Genomic DNA, 21,585 nt, shown 5'->3' with positions numbered 1-21,585 from the left:
CGGTTTTTAATATTCAGGCAGGTTATCAAGCGACTGTTCTTATACTGAAACAGTTTAAAGCGACCGACTGCTCTTATGGGCGTTCTTTTAACTGTGACGGATCACGCCTGGAAAAAATCCCCGCCGGAGCGGGGGAAAGTCCAACTAAAAAGCTCACTAAAAGAGTCCAACGAAAACCGGTCATGGATGACCGCCACAAGACCTATGAATATCTGTGGCGGTATCTGTATCAGTGATCAGTTATTTCCGAGCACAAAACAGCGTTCCAGTTCTTTTGGATAACGCAGCTCCAGATTTCCGCGACTTCGACCGGTCTTGGCATCCGGGTTCTGCGTCTGCTGGTCGGTCTTTTCCTGTGCCGCCAGCATCGCTGGCTTGGCGGATCTCTGGGGGTTGACTGGTAGCTGCGTATTCATGGTGTTGACCTCGACTGCGTTATACGCGCGAATCCCTCGCGGCCTGAGGAATTCAGGCCAATGTGTATGCTGTTTTAACTGTAGTGTAAAACTCGCGGGCATAGCTCCCCTGTTCCCGCGCGCCGTAGCTGGATCCCTTGCGACCGCCAAAAGGAACGTGATAGTCCACGCCGGCGGTGGGCACATTCACCATGACCATGCCGGCCTGCGCATGCCGCTTGAAGTGGGTGGCGTATTTCAGCGACTGGGTAACGATGCCCGCAGAAAGGCCGAACTCGGTGTCGTTGGCCAGTTCCAGGGCGTGGGCGTAGTCGCGCGCCCGGATCACGCTGGCTACCGGCCCGAAGACTTCCTCACGGTTAATTCGCATTTCGGGGGTGGTGTTGATAAACAGCGCCGGCTGCTGGAAAAAGCCATCGGTTTCCAGCTGCAGCCGGCCGCCGCCGAATACCAGGTTGCCGCCTTCCGTCTTCGCGATCTCGACATACTCCAGGTTCTGTCGCAGTTGCCGCTCGTCCACCACCGGGCCGATATGGGTGCCGGCATCGAGCGGGTTGCCTACCTTGAGGGTCTTCAGTCGATCGATCATCGCCTCTATAAAGCGGTCGTGAATACCTTCGGTGACGATCAGCCGGCTGGAGGCGGTGCAGCGTTGCCCGGTAGAGAAGAAGGCGCCGTTGATGGCGCATTCCACGGCGGTATCGAGATCGGCGTCGTCGAGGACTACCAATGGGTTTTTCCCGCCCATTTCCAGCTGCACTTTGGCCATGCGCCCGACCGCGGCGGCGGCAATATTGCGCCCGGTGTTGACCGAGCCGGTAAAGCTGATGCCATCGACCCGCGCATCATTGACCAGGGTGTCACCAACTACGCGGCCGGGTCCCATGATCAGGTTGAAGACGCCGGCGGGAACGCCGGCCTCGGCGATGATCTCTGCCAGTGCGTGGGCGCTGCCGGGCACCAGTTCGGCGGGTTTGAATACCACACAGTTGCCGTAGGCAAGGGCCGGGGCAATCTTCCAGGCGGGAATGGCGATCGGGAAATTCCACGGCGTGATCAGGCCGATGACGCCGAGCGCTTCGCGGGTGACGCTCGCTTCCAGGCCGGGGCGCACCGAGGGCTGGATTTCGCCGCGCAGCTGCAAAACCTCCCCGGAAAAGTATTTGAAAATTTGCCCGGCACGGCCCACTTCGCCGATGGCCTCGGGTAGTGATTTGCCTTCTTCGCGGGCCAGCAGTTCACCGAGCGCCTGTTTGCGCTCGAGGATGAGCTGCCCGATACGGTCGAGCAATTCACTGCGCAGCTGAATGCCAGAGAGCGACCAGCTTGGGAAGGCGCCGCGGGCAGCCGCGATGGCGGCCTTGGTCTGCTCAGCGTCGGCGGTTGCGTATTCGGCGATGACGTCGCTGGTATCTGCCGGGTTGATATTGTGGCTTGTGCCGCAGCCCTCCACCCATTCGCCGGCAATGTAATTTTTTTTGATGGTCATGGTGATGTCCTGTAAACAATCCCTGGATCGAGACAAGGTACGGTCAAGCCATCGCGTCTCGGCGAGGCTGGTTGCACCCTTGCGATGAATGATTAAAGCAGCCCGCGCTGGCTGAGATTTTTCATCAGCGCGGAAATGCCAAACTCCCATTGGGGGGCTTTGTTGGTATGGGTCACTGTGTTGACCAGTGCTCCCAGTTTGGGGGTGGCAATGGTGACGGTGTCGCCGAGCTTGTGGGTGAATCCCTGCCCTAGGTGATCGCGGTCCTGGGTCGGTGCAAACAGGGTGCCGGTGAACAGGGCGATGCCGTCGGGATACTGGTGGTTTTCGTTAAAGGTCTGGCCCACCAGGTCGAGTATGTCGCGACTGATGGCGGTCATTGGGCTGACCTCGTTCAGCGCAAAACCATCGTCGCCGCGGATATTCAGGGTGACTTCGGCAGTGCGTACATCGTCCAGGGTGAAAGTCTGGTCGAATAGGCGCACCAGGGGGCCAATTGCGCAGGAGGCGTTGTTGTCCTTGGCCTTGCCCAGCAGCAGTGCGCTGCGGCCTTCGATATCCCGCAGGTTTACATCGTTGCCCAGGGTAGCGCCAATCACCGTGCCACGATTATTGACCAGCAACACGATTTCCGGCTCGGGGTTGTTCCATTCGGAGAAAGGCAATACGCCCACTTGGTGACCGCTGCCGACGGCGGAAAGAACCTGGGACTTGGTGAAGACTTCCGCGTAGGGGCCGATGCCGACTTCCAGGTACTGCGACCACAGGCCTTCCTGTTGCAATACAGTTTTCAGCGCATCCGCTTCCTTTGAACCCGGTTTGATATCGGAAAGGTCGCGCTGTTCGCCACCGATCATTGACGAAATCTGCGCGCGAATGCCGGCGGCGCGGGCGCTGTCGCCCCCCGCGCGCTCTTCGATAATGCGCTCGAGCATGCTGCACATAAACGTAACCCCGCAGGCTTTTATTGCCTGTAGATCAACGGGGGCCAGCAGGTGGGGCAGCTCGCTGTCCGGCGCATCGCTGTGACTGTTGTGAAACAGGTCTTCGGTCTGGCACAGGTAGCGCAGCTTGCTGGGGTCCAGCTGAGTGCGGTCAAAACCGCTGTTGACCAGTTCGGCAAAGGTTGGAGCAATGGCGCTGAGGTCAAAGACGCCGTCTTCTGCCACCAGAATAGGGCTCGGCCCCGCCACTTTATTCTGGCTGCGAGCGGCCGGGATCCAGGCCCGCCCGACCAGGGTGCCGCGGGTACCGTCTGCCGGTAAAAGATCGTCAATGGAAAGTGATTTATTCATGATTCTGGTCACTAGCAATGATTGGTTTTCAACGAGTTTTTTCAACCGGAAAAAATTCCGGGCGCGATTCCCCGAACACCCGGTTCGACCCGGAATAGCCCGCCCGCTAGCGGTTGTTGTGCGAGTTGTTCGTGGTTGAGCCCTTTGCGCGCCGTGGTGATATACAGGGTGTCCAGTTTGTCGCCGGCAAATGTGCAACTGGTGACGTTGGCCACCGGTAATTCGATACGACCGACGATATTTCCTCTGGGGGAAATGCGGGTAATCCCCCAGCCGGCAAAATGACACACCCACAGGCAGCCTTCTTCGTCCACCGTCATGCCATCGGGAAAGCCGCTGCTGCCGTCAAAGCGGAAAAATTCCCGCTTGTTTCCGATGCGTCCGTCTGCCGTCAGGTCAAACGCGTAGATGACTTTCCCCAGGGTATCGGTGTGATACAGGGTGTGTCCGTCGGGACTGAAGGCTGGTCCATTGGTGATGATGTAATGGTCATCCATCTTCAACCAACGGCAATCACTGTCGAGCCGGTAGAGTGCACCGGTGGGATTCAATTCCGAGTCGTCCATACTGCCCGCCCAGAAACGTCCTTTGCTGTCTGCCTTGCCGTCGTTAAAGCGATTACCGGCGAGGTCTTTTTCCGGCCCGCCGAGTTTTTTGATATGAACCCTGTCGCCCAGCTGTGGAATTTCCAGCAAGGCAAAACCATCGCGCAGGGTGGCAATAAAGCCGCCGTTTCTGCGTGGTGCCAGTGCCGTGATTTGATCGGCAATATGCCAGCTGCGGCGCTGGTCGGTGACAGTGCACAGGCGGTGCAATTGAAACTGATTGATATCAACCCAGTAAATCGCCTGTTCACGCGCGACCCAGCAGGGGCCTTCACCCAGGGTGGCGCCGGCATCCCATACGCAGTGCACTCGGTCTTGCGCAATGTTTTTTACACTGTTGCTGGCGGTTGTTATTTTTTTGCTGCTGTCCATTACTGGCGTGCCTGTGCTCTGGCGGACTGAATTAATCGAATAAACTCAGCCTAATGTAAACGTTTACATTTTGCAACGATGTTTGGTGGAGGAAGTTTTACAGAGGCTGTGTTGTGGAAGCGGCGTTGTGGATGGGACGTTGTGGAAGCGACGTGGAGGAAACAGGCGCGTCGCTTGGAATTGTGGCGCCGGCTGCCGGCAAATGTGAGGACAAGTAAGGAAAAGTAGCGGTGCTGGTTATCCAGCACCGCCAGAGGGAAGCTAGCGCGGCGCGTTCGCGGTGGACTTACGCACGATTAATTTATGCGGAACAATTTCCGCTTCATTGTCGGCATCGCTACCTTCAATGGCCTGACACAGGCGGCGCATGGTGCGCTCGCCAATTTCTTCCGCGGGCTGCGCGATGGTGGTGAGCGGCGGATCCATAATCTCGGCATAGCGGATATCGTCAAACCCGATTACGGAAATATCTTCCGGCACTTTCAAACAGGCAGATTTGATTTCGTGCATTGCACCCAGTGCCATTTCATCGTTTGCGCAGAAAATTGCGGTGGGGCGTTCCTTGTGGGACAGCAGGCGGCGGGTGGCGCGGCGGGCACCATCGAGCGTCTGTTCCCCTTCAACAACCCAGCCGTTGGCCACCGGCAGCTTGGCCTTGCGCATGGCCTTGCGGTAGCCCTTTTCGCGGTCGTGGGTCAGCAGTGAATTGCGTTTGCCCGCAATAAAGCCAATGCGCTGGTGCCCCAGTTGTATCAGGTAGTGGGTGCCGTCGGCGGCGGCGGCAACATTATCCACACGCACGCTGGGAAACTGGTTCAACTCGGAGGTCACACTTTCCAGACCGAGCACGATGGGCGGGTGAGCCTTGTTGCTGGCCTTGGGTTTACCGGTGGGCTCATCAAACGGAGAAATACTCGCAAGCAGCAGAATCCCATCGGCCTGCTTGGAAAACACCATATCCGAATATTCATCGAACCCGTGGGAATTGGACTGGGTGTCCCGGATCAGGATGCTGTAGCCCTGTTCGTCGGCCACCTGCCAGATACCCCGCATCACATTCTCCAGGAACGGGTCACCCACCGTCGGCAGCACGACAACGATCAGGCTGGTGCGGCCGCGGCGAAAGTTGCGCGCGAGGGTGTTGGGGGCGTAGCCGGTCTCGTCGATGGCCGACTGTACCTTGAGGCGCGTGCGCTCTTTTACCTGCTCGGGATTGTTGAGGTAACGGGAAACTGTGGCGGTAGACACGCCGGCGAGCTTCGCAACTTTTTTGATGGACACCGGAATACCTGTTGTTGGTTTTGTCTGGCGCTTTGCTGCTCTGGCCTTGGGTTAACGCGGTGTAGACGAGCGTTTGCGGGGTTGTCGTGCAGCGTGCAAAGGCAGAATGGTAACGTTTGCACGGTGAAATTGGTATCTGTTGTGCTTTCACAGAACGAAAATGCCGAGGCACTCTGCCGATGCATGATTTTTCGAGGTTCCGGTTGCAAGCCAAAATGTAAACGTTTACATTTTGCTTCGATAGGGTTCCACGGCGTTGGTGCCCCGAGAGGCCAGGCGATCTCACATTGCGGTTCGCCTCGCGTGTCGCGCTTTGGGCGCGATCTTCCTGGTGATTGTGGAAATGGATCAATGAATAGTGACAAGAAGCTCGCGGTGGTCACCGGGGGATCTGCCGGAATAGGCCGTGAAATAGCACTGCAGCTGGCCGCCGAAGGCTGGGATATTGCGGTGAATAATCTGCGCGACGACGCGCAGGCGCAGTCACTGATATGGGAGTGTGCGCAGCTGGGTAAGCAGTGCTTCTTCTCCCCCTGTGATGTGGGTGACAAGGCACAAGTACAGGGGTTTTATATTCGCGTACGCGAGCATTTTGGTTGTGCGCCAAACCTCATCGTGAATAACGCCGGGGTCCAGACCTGGGCGCCGCTACTGGAATTGCAGGAAGAGGATTGGGACCGGGTAATCCGCACAAACCTGAAGGGTGCTTTTCTTAATCTCCAGCTAGGTGCGCGCATGATGGTGGAAAACGCGGTAAACGGCAGCATTGTGAATATCGGCAGTGGCTGCAACAAGCTGGCCTTCCCCAATCTGGTGGATTACGCCGCATCCAAGGGCGGTATAGAGATGCTGACCAAGTCTGCAGCAGTAGAGCTTGGTCCACATGGCATCCGCGTAAACTGCGTAGCTCCCGGTGGCATTTTGATTGATCGGACCCGAGAGGAAGCCCCGGACTATGAAAAAGTCTGGGGTGATATTGCTCCTCTCGGCAGGGTAGGGGTGCCCGCGGATATTGCCAACGCCGTGATTTACCTGGCAGACCCGCGCGCGTCCTTTGTTACCGGGCAAACGCTGTGGGTGGATGGTGGCGTTTTTTCAAAAGCAAATTGGCCCTACTGAAGCGGGAGAAATCTCGGATGCTGCTTATTTTTTAGAGTTTCTGAAAAATGGGCACCGCAAAAAAATTATGGAAAAGTGGTGAATTCGCCGGGAGGCGAGAAAAAATTTTATGGACCTTGTTGTCATCCTGTGCAAAACAAGGTTTTATCTGCCACAGTGTTGTAAACGATTACATTTGAGCGTAGCGTCAATAGTCCGGTAACCCGCGAACACGCTGCGCCAGCTGACCGAAACTTCTGGTGAACACTGGAAGCGCGGAATTCAGAATTTTTCACAGGATGGTGTTTCGTCGATTGCGGTACCCGGGCTGGCCCGGGTGCCGTTTTTTTTGCGCTTACCGGCCAGTAATTAATACAAGCAGTAAAAAAATAATAGTAACGGCAGGTGAGAGATAGATGAAAAAGATCCTTGCCCGGGCTCGCGGCCCGGCGGCACGCGTATCGGCGTGTGCAAAAAAAATCCCATTTACTCGTGAAATTAAAGCGAGCGTTGCAGTAGCAGCACTGCTGTGTGGTGCGCCACTAACGTCATACGCCGCTTCGGGTATTCAGGCAACCAGCAGTAGCGATGGTGTCATTTACTTTGACGACCAGGGTTGGTCCGGCAGCTGGAACTATGTCTGCCTTGGGAGCAATTGCGTTGCCGGCAGTCTCCAGAATGGCCAGTGGCAGCGACCGGTCAGCGGACTGGTTGACGGCAATCAATACCAGATTCAGTTGAAAGTACAGGACAACGCGACCGGGCAGTATATCTCCCCGATGGAAACGGTGGTTTTCTCGTTCGCTTCCTCTGGTTCCTCGAGTTCTTCCAGCTCGTCGAGTTCCTCCAGTTCTTCGTCGAGCTCCTCCTCGAGTTCGGGAGGTTCTTCCGGAAGCAGCTCCAGTTCGAGCGGCTCGAGTTCCGGTTCCGGCTCTAGCTCCGGGGCAGGCGGCAATCTGCCTCCGAATGTCTCCCTCAACGACCCGCAAGGTGAGCTTGTCGCCGGTGGCAGTATGAGTGTTGCGGCCGTGGCCAGCGACAGCGACGGCAATGTCAGCTTTCTGGAGTTGTTTTACTCCGCACCGGGTACTGGCAGTGAAGTGTCGGCCGGTATCGTGAGTAATACCCCCTACAGCTGGACCTTGAATGACCTGGAGGCGGGCAGTTACGGTTTGCGCGTGGTTGCCACCGACAACGACAACGACAGTGCGCAGGCCAGTCGCTTTGTGGAGGTCGCCTCCGCACCGGAGAACCCCGCGGGCGATGACTTTGCCGTGGTTGCCAGTGGCAGCAACGCCGCCGTTTATTCGTTCAAGGCGCAGCCCGGTTGGCCTACGAGCGGTACCTTCTACAACTGTAAGGACCTGGAGGCCGAGTGTTACACCGCGGAGCTGGTCGACGGTCGCTGGGAGCGGCTGCATAACAATCTTGTTGCCGGCCAGACTTACACCGCCCAGCTGAAAGTGCCGGGGATGTCTGCCAGTGATTTTCCCAAGTACACGTTTACCTGGGATGGCTCCGGCACTGGTAATCCCGACGAGCCTGAAAATCCGGGCGATCCGGATTTTGCGCACCTGGACTGGACCAGTAATTCCCTGACCAATCATCAGGTCGGTCCGCCGCCGCGCGCTAACGCACCTGCCGCTCTGCGCACGCCGATCAATGGCGCGGCACCCACCTCCCACGGTTTTGCCTTTGATATCCAAAACGGCCAGCTGAGTTGGCGTTGGGGGCCGCAAATCGTCAAAGGCAATGGCGATTCCGGCCTGGAGATGCACTGCTCCGAGGACGATAACGCGACCTTCAAGAAAGTCGCCGTCAGCGGGGGTAGTGCCGCTATTCCCTGTAGTGGTAATTACAATTACTTTTTCCGTTACCTGCACCCGAGCCACTCGCTGAATAATAACCCGGCGCACCAGTGGATCTGGACTGGATTCTTTACCACTGAAGGCAGTCGCGTTGATCCGCACAATTACCCGGCGTTTACCGATGGCTCTGCCAACTGGATGCGTTTCCGGCATCCGGTTTCCCACGACGGAACCACCGCGGCAATTCTGGACGCCCAGCACAATAATGACCTGCTGCGTAACCTGGATCGCTACAACATCTGGATCGACGACACGCCGGGCAATGTGCAGGTGGGCTTTGATGTGGATGGCAACGTTATTCGCAATGAATCCATGCGCAATACCGCCGGCGGCCCCAATGGCCAGCAGTTTTTTGCGCTGACCCAGAACCCCGGTTTCGGCGGCGTATATTCCTATGGCCAGGTAATCCAGTTTGAAATTTCTGCAGTGGCGGGCAATACCGGTGCCCAGACCTACAACGATTTTTCTTACTACACCGTAGGCCTGGGTTGGGGAAACTATGGTGACCCTCGATTGAATCCCGCCGGTAAAGCCACAACCAGCATGATTCTGTCGGACAATGGAACCTACTCGCACCTGGAGTACAACGCGATCTTTACCCAGCCGGTCACTACTCTGCACTCCGAGGATATGGTGGATGACTTCTTGCTGGGGCACCATCTGTTCCACGGCATTGATCCCAACAAGCAGGGCTCGACCGATTTTGATGAAGTGAAAATAGGTAGCCGCAGCTGCGGTGACTGCCACTTCCGGGACGGCCGCGGCTCTGAAATCATCCAGACCGCAAAAGGGCCGCGCCTGCCGCCACCCACCTATGGTGTGAAACTACTGGAAATGATTGAGGGGCGTGAAGCGGGATTCAGCTGGGATGGCTCCGCAAACACCGTTGCCGATCAGGTGCGGAATGCGCTGGTGGCAGACCACGGTGTCGATCCGGACGCGCTTCCCGGGCGCGTGCTCGAGTTGCTGACCACCTACACCGAGGTGCTGACGGTGCCGGCGCGAAACCCCGGCAGCTACGACTTGCCCGGTGTGGCGCAGGGCGATGTGCTGTTCAATCAGGTTGGCTGCGCAGGTTGCCATACGCCGGTGCAGAAGACCCGCAGTGATGCACCTACGCACCTGCGCAACCTGACCCTGCGGCCCTACACCGACATGAAAGTCTGGGATCTGGGTGATGGCGATTTCCGCACGCCACCACTCTGGGGGCTGGGGCACAACATCCGCATGCTGGAGAAAAATGGTCGCGCCCTCCTGTTCATGCACGATGGGGCATCGACCAGCCTGGAAAATGCGATCCAGCGACACGGCGGTGATGCAGCCAGTGCGCGGGGAGCCTACAACAACCTGAGTAGCGCCCAGCGCTCTGCGGTGAAGGCCTTTATCGAGACACTGTAAACCCGCGTCGGGTACCGGCTATGTCGGCCCCCACTGATGGTTGATTACATTCAGCGCCCCGGAGTACTGCTCCGGGGCGCTTTTTATTTAAAGGCTTGTTTGGAGGGCTGTGTAACGAGCTGTACGGCGGCGCTGCACGCTCCGGGTCACTTCGGATTTGAGCTGTAAATCACAATATGTGCTCTGATAAAAAAATATTTCCGGTTTTTTTTACACGGTGCAAACGGCGGTAAATCGTCGTACGAATGACAACAAAATTATGCTACCTGTGGCAAATCCGGGAGTCCGAGCAACAAATTACTATTGGCGAGAGGGGGGAGGAAGCCGGCGTGAAACCGGGGCCGAAAAGACCGTTGTAAACGTTTACATTGTTGGTTAGTCTGATTCTGACGCTCGAAAACGGGCGCGAAAAAAAACAATAAAGCGATGGCGAACAGCCAGGCGGGAGAAGACTATGCATCACATCACTCTGCAGTTCTTGCAAATAGATTCTTTCACCGAGTTTGGTTCCTGACCGAGCGACCTCTACCCGATGAGCGGGCATCCTTCCACGTAACGCCAGCTTCCGGGTAAATGCAGCTCAGTAAATGTAAACGTTTTCATTTTGGCGCAAATTACGCCCTTGTTAAAGGGTGGTACTCTTAAACAATAAAGCCTATTCGGGAGGCATAATAATGATGAGAAAGACTACTTTGGGCCTGAAGCCCCTGGTGATCTCAATTGCGATGGTGAACTCCGGTGCCGTACTGGCGCAGGACGGTGTCGAGGCGATGGAAGAGATTGTGGTAACCGGTATCCGCGGTTCACTGCAAAAAGCCGCCGACATCAAGCGCGATGCCAACGGTGTTGTGGATGCCATTTCCGCAGAAGACATCGGTAAGTTCCCTGATACCAACCTGGCGGAATCCCTGCAGCGTATCAGTGGTGTGTCCATTGACCGTAAAAATGGCGAAGGTAACCAGATAACCGTGCGCGGTTTTGGTCCCAACTTTAACCTTGTAACCCTGAATGGCCGCAATATGCCGTTTGCGGACTCCCCCAAGCAGGAAGGTGCTGGCGGCACCCAGAACCGCAGCTTCAACTTTGAGCAGATTGCCCCGGAATCTGTGGTGGGTGTTGATGTTTACAAAACCGCGCGTGCCGAGCAGGCATCCGGCGGTATCGGCGCGACCGTGAATGTGCGCACCGCCAAGCCATTTGATTACGATGGCTTTAAATCTGCATTCAGCGTAAAGACCAATAGCGACACCACCAACGTACAGGGTGACGACTTTACGCCGGAAGTTTCCGGTATGTTCTCCACTCAGCTGTTCGACGGCAAACTGGGTGTGCTTGCGGCACTGTCCCACTCCCAGCGTGACAGCTCGCAGGAAATTATCGCGACCGATGGCTGGCTGCGCCAGACTGCAGGCAACTGTGAACTTGGATTCAGCACCTCCACCGACGCCTGTGGCGGCGGAGCGATTGACGATTCCGCGATCAACCGCAGCAATAACCCCGGTGGCACCATCTGGATGCCGCAGAACTACAACATGGACCAGAGCCACCACGAGCGCGCGCGTGATAACGCCCAGGTAGTGGTTCAGTACGCGATCAGCGATGCAGCGGTTGCCAGTCTGGATTACTTCTATTCGAGCTATCAGGACGATATCGAGCGCTACCAGACCGCACACTGGTTTGGTAACTGGGTAAGTGGTTCCACCGATGAAAATGGTTCCATCGCACAGATCGTCAATGGTGCCGGCGGTACCGACTACATCGGCTACATCGATGAACTGGAAACCGAAAATGAATCCATCGGTTTCAACCTGGAGTGGGACCTGAGCGAAAATCTCAGCGCCAAATTTGATATTCATCACTCCACCTCCCACGCGCAGCCCGACGGCAACCTGTCGGAAAAGTCCATTCTGCTGAGTAACGCGGATTTTTACTGCGCGACCTATGAGCAGTGTTATGCGGGCCAGTTCACCATCGACTACGGGCAGGGTACCCAGCTGCCGATCCTGAACGACCCGGCATCCATGAATGCGTTCGGGTTCGATGGCAACGTGCACTACCTCTATGACGGTGCTACCAAAGGGGAGCAGTACGACCTTGCCAGTGTTGGTGGCAACCTGGTGATCGGCCGCGGCAATGAAGTGTTGAATACCATCGACCAGGCCAAACTCGATTTCAACTGGGTGAACAGCAACGACAGCATGCTGAAGTCTGCCCAGTTTGGTATCGGCTATGTCGATTTCGAATTCGATACGACCTGGCGCATGAACATGACCACCCTCGGTCGCGCCTGGAACCCATCTGTCGATCAGCTGTCGCTGATCAGTAGCGCCGGTACCGGCAGTGCCTTTAGTGGCAATGAAGCGCTCTTCCCGTACTTCCTCAAGTTCGACGTGAAATCCATGTACGACCAGATCGGCGATGAGTTTGGTTTTACCTTCAACCCGGAGGTGTACAACACCGTCACCGAACAGAGCACTTCTGCTTATTCGCAGTTTAATTTTGAAACTGAAATTGCGCAGATGCCACTGACCATGGTTGCCGGCTTACGCTACGAGGCGACCGATGTGACCGGTGAAACCCGCCAGGTGACGCCTTACGCGCTGCGTTATGAAAGCCTGACCGAACTGCGTCCGCAGTTCAGTGAGGATCTGGTTTACGGTGTAACCGAGCTGGATGGCGACTACGCCTATTTCCTGCCAAGCCTGGATGTTCGCCTGGATATTACCGAAGAGGTGGTCGCACGCGCCTCCATCGGTCGCACCATGACGCGTACCGACCTGACCGCACTGCGCCCGGCAGTAAGCATCGCCAACAGTCGTCCCAGTGGCCCCTATCTCGCCTATCAGGGTAATGCAGACCTGAAACCCTATCTGGCGGATAACCTGGACCTGGCGCTGGAGTGGTACTACGCAGACGGCAGCTACGTTTCTGTCAACCACTTCCAGAAGTTTGTGGATAACTATGTGTCTGCAGATACCACGTCCGGACTGCTGTACAACGCCGATGGCGTAGCCTATACCGACCCGAGCCGCGGTGATGTGGGCATCAACGGCAATACCTGCGGCCTCAATGGTGAAGATGTACCCGCCTGTGATGGCACGGTGATTGCCAACTCTCCGGAAATCAACTGGCTGATCACCACACCGGTAAACAAGGGCGACTCCCACGTTCAGGGATTCGAGCTTGCGGTACAGCACATGCTGGGTGACAGCGGGTTCGGTCTTCAGGCGAACGCTACCCTGGTCGACGGCGACCTGGAATACGACGTATTTGAAACCGCAGAACAGCTGGCACTGAACGGTCTGAGCGATTCCTACAACCTGGTGGGCTTCTATGACAAGAATGGCTTCCAGGCGCGACTCGCTTACAACTGGCGTGATGACTTCCTCGCATCTACCGATCAGTTGCGCGCTCCGGATGAGCCGGTGTTCACCGAAGCCTATGGCCAGTGGGACCTGAGCGCCAGCTACGAGATCTCCGACAATATGACCGTATTCCTCGAAGGCTTGAACCTGACAGGTGAAGACTTCCGTCAACATGGTCGCTTCAGCAATCAGCTGATCAGTGCTCAGGAGTTCGGTGCCCGCTACGCACTGGGGCTGCGCGCTAACTTCTGATCCAGGTGTGCACGGGTACCTGCGCCTTTTGGCGCGGGTACCCGGCTAACGTCGAACGTCAGTGTTTAATTGTTACTCTCTTCTTCGACTTTTGCGGCAACCTGGATTCAGGTTGCCGCTTTTTTTTAAATCAATAAAAACAATAGCGGAACCGTTATGTCACATGCGCTACGTTACGCTCTCATTGTCTCGCTGGGTGGATTTGTTTTTGGCTTCGATGCCTCCGTCATCTCCGGTGTTGTCGGCTTCACCGCTATTGAGTTCGGCCTGAATGAATTTCAGCAGGGCATGGTGGTCAGTGCGCCAACACTCGGGGCGATCATCGCCTCATTTCTCGCCGGGTCTTTGGCCGACCGCTTTGGCCGGCGCACGGTGTTGAAGCTGATCGCGGCACTGTATGTGGTTTCAGCCATTTGTTCCGCTTTTGCAACAACCTATTTTCTTCTGGTGCTTGCGCGCTTTATTGGCGGTCTGGCCTTTGCGTCCCTGCATATCGCACCCATGTACATTGCCGAAGTCGCGTCTGCGCGGTCTCGGGGGCGGATGGTGTCCATAAACCAGCTCAATATCATGCTGGGCTTTTCTGCCGCCTATTTCGCCAACTACCTGATTCTGCAATTGAGTGCCGGTGATCTTCCCTGGGTTGTGGCGCTCGGTATTGACGTACACACCTGGCGGTGGATGCTGGGGATCGAAATAGTGCCTGCACTGATGTATCTGGCATTGCTGTACACCATTCCGGAAAGCCCGCGCTGGTTGTTGTTGAATGACCGCGAGCAGGAGGCGCGTGGAATTTTTTCCCGTTTGATGAGCCGGAATGAAGTGGAGGTGCAAATTGCCTGTATCCGCGAGTCGGTATCGGAAGGGCGCCAGGCGGTTCTCGATGCCGTGCGCAGGTTGTTCGGTCGCCCCATGCGGTTGGTGTTGGTGCTCGGTCTCATTGTCGGGGTGTCCCAGCAGATTACCGGTATCAATGCGGTTTACTTCTATGCACCGACAATATTCGAACAGAGCGGCGTTGGTACCGATGCAGCCTTTGTTCAGGCAGTGTGGGTAGGCATTATCAATATTGTTTTCACCCTGTTGGCGATGGCACTGATTGATCGTCTGGGTCGAAAACCGTTGATGCTAATCGGGCTGGCAGGGGTGGTTGTGAGCATGGCCATTTGCGCTGGCAGCTTCAGTCGCGCCAGTTACGAACTCCCGGAGAACCGTGCCGGTGAAGTTTTTGCATTGACCGAATCGGAAGTGCTGAAGCCACTGGTCGGCGTACGATTTGAAAATGATGTGGCGTTCAAAAATGCACTTAAACAACGTTTGACCCAGGAGGAATACCTCAGTCACCAGAGCGCTCTGATGCAGCTGGCGATTGATGTGAATGCGAAGCTGGTTCTGATTGGAATCCTTGGTTTTGTTGCCTCTTTTGCCTTTTCTCTGGGGCCCGTCATGTGGGTGCTGCTGTCGGAAATTTTCCCGAACACCATTCGTGGTGTTGCCATCTCTTGCATTGGAGTGGCGAACAGCGCGGTGAGTTACGTTGTGCAACTTGCCTTTCCCTGGGAGCTCGCGCATCTTGGGATTGTTGGCACCTTTTCAATTTATGGTGGTTTCGCGCTTTTGGGGTTTGTCCTCGTCGCCTGGCTGCTGCCGGAAACCCGTGGCAAAACGCTGGAGCAGTTGGAAAAGGCCCTGGGTGTAAAGTCGGCATCAAACGTCGTTGCACATGATCCACAAAAAAATGCTTGCGCGGTGTAAACAATGAACGAAAAGGAACGGGTAATGAACAAGGTGCGCTGGGGAATTATTGGGGCGGGGCGCATAGCCCATTCGTTTGCAGGCGACATTCAGCATGTGGATAACGCCGAGCTGGTTGCGGTTGGTGCGCGCAGTGCAAGAAACGCCGAACTCTTTGCCGCCAAATACGACATTGGGATGGCTTGCGAGGGGTACCAAGGTCTCTTCGATTCCGACGAGGTGGACGCAGTCTATATTGCAACCCCCCACAACCTGCATTTCTCCCAGGCCGTGGCTGCCCTGACCTCTGGTAAGGCAGTGCTGTGCGAGAAACCTCTGGTGGTTAATCCGGATGAGTGTCGTGAGCTGACAAAATTCGCCACGGATCAGAATTGCTATCTGATGGAGGGGATGTGGACCTGGTTTCTACCGGCGCTGCGCAAGGCAAAACAATGGGTAGACCAAGGCCGCATCGGCAAGATTCGCCACATTAAAGCGGATTTTGGGTATCCGATCCCCTTTTCCAATGATCGTCGTGAATACGACAACCGACTCGCCGGAGGTTGCCTGTTGGAGATGGGTATCTACCCGGTTGCGATTGCCCAGTACTTCCTGGAACAGGAACCTGAGGATATTTCGGTGCGGACACATCTTGCGCCGAACGGCGTGGAAGATGATGTGGTCATTCTGGCGGAGTACCAACAGGGAGCGGTGGCCACCCTGGCTACTTCTTTCCGCTGCAAATTGCAGAACTGGGCGTACATCATCGGTGAAGAGGGCTATATCGCGATTCCGGATTTCTGGCGTGCGGACCGCTGTAGCCTGTTCCAGCTGGACGAGCAGATTGATCAATTTATTGATTACCGCAAGGGGCTCGGGTTCGAGTTTGAAATTGCAGCAGCCAGTGCCGATATCCAGTCTGGCCGCCTGCAGTCAGAACAGATGCCTCATGAGATGTCCATCGCATTTCAGCAGGTGATGGCGAGGGTGCGCAGCCAATTTGGCAGTTAGTCATTTATAGTGGCCAGTAGAAAAATAATGAAACACAGGTCCTTATCCGATGAGAGGCTTCTATGAAGCGCTAAGCAAACCGGTATTCAATGGCTACGATATCCTGATCTGGATACTGTTTATCGAGTCTGCACTGTTTGCCATATTCTACCTGCTACACAGCCGGGCGTTGATTCGTCTGTATGCCGAAGTGCGGGGCGATTCACCGGTGCAGATTCGATCGCGCCGCCACAGTGCGAACATCCTGGCCGGCTTTGTTTTTCTGGTGGGTTTGACGGAACTGGTGTTTTTGCTCACCTACAATCCGATCATCTCTGGCTGGTTTGGGCACAATGTCGGGGGCTGGTTTTTCAGTGCCCTGGCGCTGGTTTTTTACTTTCCCGGTGCGTTTCTCTTTCACTATGTCAATTCCCTGATTTATCCAGGTTCTGTCAGGGGCAGCTTCTTGCTCGTCCCGCTGGTCGCCTTTTCACTTGCCGCGGTGGTTTCACCACTGGGCTTGTTTGGTGAGGGAATGGTGGACATTTTCTGGCGACCCCACATTTTTATTGCAACCGTGTCCTTTGGGATGAATACCCTGTACGCGTTGCTCACTCTTTGGCACTTGCGCCGCTACAAGCAACAGATTCAACATTACTACGGAAATCTGGATGCGGTGGATCCACTGTGGCTGATGGTAATGACCAGTGGTTTTGCGCTGATCTGGGCAATGGCGCTGGTGCCGCCGTTTATGCCGGTCACTGGCTGGCCGGTGCTGCGGCATACGGTCATTCACCTTCCCAGTCTGCTTGAGATTTTCCTGCTGACCGGCGCCGTCCTTTTTGGGCTTACCCAGGGCATGCGGATCGTCGGTATTGCCCTGAAACTGCCGGCAGCCGATGTTCCTGAAGCCGAGAAAGAAGTGCCGTTTAGTGATGCGCTACTCGCAAAACTGCGTGAATTAATGGAAGTGGAACACTGGTACCGACGTCCGGATCTGACGGTCGAACAGTTTGCGGAAGCTGCAGATCAGCCCTTGCGTGTGGTGTCGCAGGCCATCAATCGGCATTTTGAGAAAAACTTTTATGAGTTTGTAAATCATTACCGGATTGAAGAGATCAAGCAGCGGTTGCGCAGTGAAGACCCGGCTTGCGTCTCGATCCAGAAGATTTATGAAGACGCGGGATTCCGCAGCAAATCTTCCTTCAATACGCTGTTTAGAAAGCGTATGGGGATGACCCCTTCGCAATACCGGGGACAGTACGGCCCCAAAACGGGGCGGAAGCCGGCAACCCAGGAGTGAATCTCGGATAGCGCCGATTTTCGAGGGTAATTCTGGTTCGAATCTTAAAATTCACTAAAAAAAAGAATTCGAACCCGAAGCGGTTGGTTACTCGAACCCGCTTGAAGCGCAACGGGTTTATTGACGGAAGCCCCCGGCGCTACTGGAGTTTAGGGTTCGGGTTCTGGTGCCGCGTGAGTTCGAACGCGCGCTGAACGCTCTGCCTGAGCATGGGGATTCGAACACCGTATTTCTGGCGTGGATTGCTATTGAAGCTGCTGATCAGTGTGCTTTTCTATGCACTGGATCTGTGCGATTCCAGTGCTCAATGACCCACGTTAAAACATACCTGTGATTGTTTTATGACGATCGGTTTTTAGTGGAGTACCTGTATGGGTGCGAGATTGCGTCGCACCTGTTGTCGCCCAGATTCGCTGATGAGAAAAGATGCACCCAGTGCATACCCGAAACTAATAGCGATAAATTCAGGGTGGCGAATGAACAGTCCCATGAACAGAAATATGTTACGCAGTAGCGGCAGCGACACCTGCGTAGCCTCTCCAGCTGTAGCTGCAAATGAACGGCGCAGCGCAACCCCGCTGAAGTTGGCGATTGCCGTTGCCGGCATTGCGTCGATGAGTGCGCTGCCGGCCATTGCCGCGTCGGTATGTACCGAAGATGGCAATCTGGTTTTCAAGGATGATGCTATTACCGCAAATGGCAGTGTCTGGGTTGGTGGATATAACAACGGCAGCTGGATGTGGACATCCGAGCTGAGCTGCACGAGCGGCCAGTGCGCAAGTAATATCGCCTATAGCGGCGGTGAAGTGGAATTTCGCCTCGAGGGTCCGGGTGTTGATGGCTATTACTCGCCATATCCCCAGAGCAGTATGCACCCGTCGGTAATGCCGTCTGCCTGTGATGGCTCATCTGCGCCTAGCCCGACACCCACTCCGACACCTACTCCGACACCCACACCTACGCCGACACCTACCCCGACGCCTACCCCGACGCCTACCCCGACGCCGACTGGAACCCATGTGGAAGCGGAGGCCGCGACACTGATGGGCGATGCGGAAGTCTACAGTGACGGCGCCGCTTCCGGCGGCCAGGGCGTGGCCTATATCTATACCGATGGTTCCGGTTTCCGTATCGACAATGTGCCGGCGGCCAATGGCATCCGGGTGCATTATGCTTCAGAAAATTCCGGCAAGCTCAGTGTGCGCGTCAACGGCAGCGATGCCGGAGACCTGCAGTTCAGTGCCACCGGTGCCTGGGGTGGCAGCTATGCGATTGCCAGCCTGAACATTGCACTTGCTGCTGGTGATAGCATTGAGATTCTTTTCGAGAATGGCGATGCGGCAATGAACGTGGACTTCGTGGAGTTCACCGAAGACACTGCTCCGACTCCGACTCCGACTCCGACTCCGACTCCGACTCCGACTCCGACTCCGACTCCGACTCCGACTCCGACTCCGACTCCGACTCCGACTCCGACTCCGACTCCGAGCTGCGAGGCTCCCGAAGGGGATCCGGCTGCGGACTTTGGCGATGGCTTTGAAGCGGGGCTTACCAGCAGCGGTATTGCCTACCATTCCGAGCAGGCGGGCGCGAGTCGCGGCTTTGCGATCTGGGGCCTGCAGGGCAGCGCGCCCAATCAGGCCGGCAACCAGGTGCTGCACACCACTGCGGCCGGCGACAGCTATTACCGCTATGAGACCGATCTCGGTGCCATAGACCCGGAGACCACCTACACGCTGGAAATGCGTTTACAGGGTGATGAATTCGGTGGTGGCCAGTGCATTTCCCAGATCACGGTCAAACCCGGTGAAGGGATTACCGATGCCGTCTGCTATACCGCGGGCAGCGGCGGCGACCCGGTAGCACCGCCTGCGCCCAAGCCTACCGTGGGAATGGTGGTCACCAATGGTGAAGCCGGCCTCGCGCGCCTGATCGGCGGTGAGGCTACCGGACGCGAAGGTTATGCGCTCTACACTTTCCTGAACGACAGCGACAACGTCAGTAATTGTGTTGGCGACTGTGAAACCAACTGGCCGAAAGTCATCGTTGCCGATCCGATGGATCTCGTGGGGGCCGGTGGTGTGACCGGTAGCTTCGGCACCATCGAGCGCGCTTACACTACCGAAGACGATTGCGGTAACACGGTAGAAGTGACCGATTACCATGTCACCTACAACAGCCAGCCACTGTACTTCTACGCCGGTGACCACAGCCCGGCGGATACCAAAGGTACCCAATTCAGTACCTGGGAACTGGCGGATGCGCAATTGATTCCCCAGTTGCCTCTGGTGGATCACCCGGCGCCGGCCCTCAAGACGCCGATCAATGGACTCACTCCACGGGTGATGGGCATGGCGATTGATATCGAAGGCCGCACCTTAACCTGGCGTCCCGGGCATACGCCGGACCTGAGTGGTGGTTTGATCGCCCAGTTCTCGCCCTGGGGCGGTGACGGTTACCCGCGCTCTGCCAAGGATCCGAATCTAGAGTTGTGGTGTTCCAACAACCAGATCCAGTTCCACAAGGCTGACATGCCCGGCACTTTGGCGGGGCCCTACAACGCGGAAATCCCCGGGGCCTGTTACGGCAAGTTCTATTACTTCCTGCGCTACCGTATTTACGGCACGGTAAACGCTGAGCCGGAAGATAACTGGGTTTACACCGCGCTGTTCGAATACGACGAAAGTAATCCGAGCGATCGCATCGATCCGCGCAACCGTGCAACCAAGACCTATACCAGCGCTAACTGGCAGCGCCACGGTCACCCGCACTCCCGAGATCGTCCGGAAGAATTTGTTTCGTTCGACGCGACGCCCTACAACAATTCGCTGACTTCCGGTCTCGAGCGTTACACCACGACGTTTGTCGATGGGGAAGGGGAGTTTGCCATTCAGCCCAATGCCAGCACCGGTCCATTGCGGATCGAGGCATTTGAATGGGGAGCCGGTAACTGTCAGGGCCCGCAGTACATCGTCAACAGTTACCCGCTGCCGGCGAACAGTTTCGACTACGGCCAGATCATCAGCTGGGAGGCGACCTTTCCCACCGCCCAGAACAATTTCCCGGGCGGAACCTCGATCAGTTCCCAGGTGTACAACACCATGCAGAACACCACCCTGGGGCAGGGCTTTACGACTGCCACCGGTGACCCGCGCCTGAACCTGGCCGGGCCCGCCGGCGTGCGTATGGTGCACTCCAATGGCTGTAACCCGGTGGAAGACGAAGAGCGCAACGCGCGCTTCACCCAGCAGTTGACCACGGTGCAGAGCGCCGAGGATGTGGACGACTTTATCTGGGGTCACCACGCCTTCCATGGCCTGTCGCAGGTCCCGGGCGGTCGTCCCAATCAGGATGGGTTTGATGGTGGTGTGGCGATCACCGATGTGAACGGCACCGTGATCAAGGACGCCGGCGAAGGCTCCTGTGGTGACTGTCACTTCCGTGATGGGCGCTCCGACTTTGTGGTGCAGACCGCGAAAGGCCCGTTGGTAGCGCCGGCTACCTTCGGCGTTGGTCTTCTGCAGTGGATTGCCGGTGCGGAAGTGGCGCTTACCTGGGATGGCTCTGTGGCAAGCGTGCGTGAGCAGTCGGAAAACGCGCTGCTGGCAGACCTGGGATTGACCCCGGCAGATATCGGTGAAAACACCTTCGATCAGATCGTGAAGTACACCGAAACCCTGCACGTGCCGGTGCGTGATTACGACACCTATGTGGACCCGCAAGTGGCGGAAGGTGAAGTGGCTTTCCATGAGGCCGGTTGCGCCGGCTGCCACCAGCCGACCCAGAAAACCCGCAGCGATGCACCGGCGTGGGCGCGGGATCTGAGCATCCGCCCCTACACGGATATGAAACTGTGGGATGTCGGTACCGGCGGAGACTTCCGTACCCCGGCGCTCTGGGCCATCGGCCAGAACGTGGAGCTGTTGGAACGCAATGGCAAAGCCACCCTGTTTATGCACGACGGTCGCGCGACCTCGCTGGAAGCTGCCATCGATGCCCATGGTAACGGCAGTGTTCCGGCACTCAGTGCGGGTGAAAAAGCGGATATAGCGCGTTTCTTGCGCTCGCTTTAAACCTGTCCCTGTCTCTCAAAAAGACGACCCCGATTGCGCGCAAAAG

The 21,585-nt window shown here is 56.5% G+C and carries 12 protein-coding genes; 7 read left to right on the top strand and 5 right to left on the bottom strand.

Features of this window, described 5'->3' with window-relative positions:
• Positions 1–236: 236 nt before the first annotated feature.
• The 5 genes from GRX76_RS00660 to GRX76_RS00640 form a co-directional block, all read right to left on the bottom strand.
• Positions 237–416 carry a hypothetical protein gene (locus tag GRX76_RS00660; RefSeq protein ID WP_160151529.1) on the bottom strand — a complete coding sequence of 60 codons (180 nt, stop codon included), beginning with the start codon at positions 414–416 and terminating at the stop codon, positions 237–239.
• A 52-nt stretch (positions 417–468) separates the two neighbouring features.
• Positions 469–1,905 carry an aldehyde dehydrogenase family protein gene (locus tag GRX76_RS00655; RefSeq protein WP_160151528.1) on the bottom strand — a complete coding sequence of 479 codons (1,437 nt, stop codon included), beginning with the start codon at positions 1,903–1,905 and terminating at the stop codon, positions 469–471.
• Positions 1,906–1,997: 92 nt separating this feature from the next.
• Complete coding sequence (locus GRX76_RS00650; protein ID WP_160151527.1) at positions 1,998–3,200, bottom strand: fumarylacetoacetate hydrolase family protein; 1,203 nt, start codon at positions 3,198–3,200, stop codon at positions 1,998–2,000.
• 41 nt (positions 3,201–3,241) lie between these two features.
• Positions 3,242–4,177 carry an SMP-30/gluconolactonase/LRE family protein gene (locus GRX76_RS00645; protein ID WP_160151526.1) on the bottom strand — a complete coding sequence of 312 codons (936 nt, stop codon included), beginning with the start codon at positions 4,175–4,177 and terminating at the stop codon, positions 3,242–3,244.
• Between the two features lie 261 nt (positions 4,178–4,438).
• Positions 4,439–5,458, bottom strand: a complete 1,020-nt coding sequence (locus tag GRX76_RS00640) for a LacI family DNA-binding transcriptional regulator (protein ID WP_160151525.1) — start codon at positions 5,456–5,458, stop codon at positions 4,439–4,441.
• 351 nt (positions 5,459–5,809) lie between these two features.
• Here GRX76_RS00640 and GRX76_RS00635 point away from each other — a divergent pair, with 351 nt between their 5' ends.
• The 7 genes from GRX76_RS00635 to GRX76_RS00605 all read left to right on the top strand — a co-directional run bounded on the left by GRX76_RS00635 (position 5,810) and on the right by GRX76_RS00605 (position 21,539).
• Positions 5,810–6,577: an SDR family NAD(P)-dependent oxidoreductase gene (locus GRX76_RS00635; RefSeq protein WP_160151524.1), complete on the top strand. Its 768-nt coding sequence runs from the start codon at positions 5,810–5,812 to the stop codon at positions 6,575–6,577.
• A 395-nt stretch (positions 6,578–6,972) separates the two neighbouring features.
• The gene (locus GRX76_RS00630) at positions 6,973–9,822 is read left to right on the top strand and encodes a di-heme oxidoredictase family protein (RefSeq protein WP_160151523.1); all 2,850 of its coding nucleotides are present in this window, start codon (positions 6,973–6,975) and stop codon (positions 9,820–9,822) included.
• A gap of 674 nt (positions 9,823–10,496) precedes the next feature.
• Positions 10,497–13,439, top strand: coding sequence for a TonB-dependent receptor (locus tag GRX76_RS00625; RefSeq protein WP_160151522.1), 2,943 nt, complete (start codon positions 10,497–10,499; stop codon positions 13,437–13,439).
• A gap of 156 nt (positions 13,440–13,595) precedes the next feature.
• Complete coding sequence (locus tag GRX76_RS00620) at positions 13,596–15,194, top strand: sugar porter family MFS transporter (protein ID WP_160151521.1); 1,599 nt, start codon at positions 13,596–13,598, stop codon at positions 15,192–15,194.
• A 3-nt stretch (positions 15,195–15,197) separates the two neighbouring features.
• Complete coding sequence (locus GRX76_RS00615) at positions 15,198–16,184, top strand: Gfo/Idh/MocA family protein (protein WP_236250488.1); 987 nt, start codon at positions 15,198–15,200, stop codon at positions 16,182–16,184.
• Between the two features lie 49 nt (positions 16,185–16,233).
• Positions 16,234–17,466 (top strand): AraC family transcriptional regulator, encoded by a 1,233-nt coding sequence (locus GRX76_RS00610; RefSeq protein ID WP_160151520.1) that lies wholly within the window; start codon positions 16,234–16,236, stop codon positions 17,464–17,466.
• 488 nt (positions 17,467–17,954) lie between these two features.
• Positions 17,955–21,539 carry a di-heme oxidoredictase family protein gene (locus GRX76_RS00605; RefSeq protein WP_160151519.1) on the top strand — a complete coding sequence of 1,195 codons (3,585 nt, stop codon included), beginning with the start codon at positions 17,955–17,957 and terminating at the stop codon, positions 21,537–21,539.
• Positions 21,540–21,585 lie beyond the last annotated feature (46 nt).

The sequence above is a fragment of the Microbulbifer sp. ALW1 genome, assembly GCF_009903625.1.
GTDB lineage: Bacteria > Pseudomonadota > Gammaproteobacteria > Pseudomonadales > Cellvibrionaceae > Microbulbifer.
The sequence above is the reverse complement of the archived record's forward strand: the minus strand, read 5'-3'. Positions and strand labels throughout refer to the sequence as shown.

What these genes read in the sequence shown, in the direction of transcription:
- GRX76_RS00660 (WP_160151529.1), bottom strand. Translation starts at nt 416, where the DNA reads ATGAATACGCAGCTACCAGTCAACCCCCAGAGATCCGCCAAGCCAGCG.
- GRX76_RS00655 (WP_160151528.1), bottom strand. Translation starts at nt 1,905, where the DNA reads ATGACCATCAAAAAAAATTACATTGCCGGCGAATGGGTGGAGGGCTGC.
- GRX76_RS00650 (WP_160151527.1), bottom strand. Translation starts at nt 3,200, where the DNA reads ATGAATAAATCACTTTCCATTGACGATCTTTTACCGGCAGACGGTACC.
- GRX76_RS00645 (WP_160151526.1), bottom strand. Translation starts at nt 4,177, where the DNA reads ATGGACAGCAGCAAAAAAATAACAACCGCCAGCAACAGTGTAAAAAAC.
- GRX76_RS00635 (WP_160151524.1), top strand. Translation starts at nt 5,810, where the DNA reads ATGAATAGTGACAAGAAGCTCGCGGTGGTCACCGGGGGATCTGCCGGA.
- GRX76_RS00630 (WP_160151523.1), top strand. Translation starts at nt 6,973, where the DNA reads ATGAAAAAGATCCTTGCCCGGGCTCGCGGCCCGGCGGCACGCGTATCG.
- GRX76_RS00625 (WP_160151522.1), top strand. Translation starts at nt 10,497, where the DNA reads ATGATGAGAAAGACTACTTTGGGCCTGAAGCCCCTGGTGATCTCAATT.
- GRX76_RS00620 (WP_160151521.1), top strand. Translation starts at nt 13,596, where the DNA reads ATGTCACATGCGCTACGTTACGCTCTCATTGTCTCGCTGGGTGGATTT.
- GRX76_RS00615 (WP_236250488.1), top strand. Translation starts at nt 15,198, where the DNA reads ATGAACGAAAAGGAACGGGTAATGAACAAGGTGCGCTGGGGAATTATT.
- GRX76_RS00610 (WP_160151520.1), top strand. Translation starts at nt 16,234, where the DNA reads ATGAGAGGCTTCTATGAAGCGCTAAGCAAACCGGTATTCAATGGCTAC.
- GRX76_RS00605 (WP_160151519.1), top strand. Translation starts at nt 17,955, where the DNA reads ATGAACAGAAATATGTTACGCAGTAGCGGCAGCGACACCTGCGTAGCC.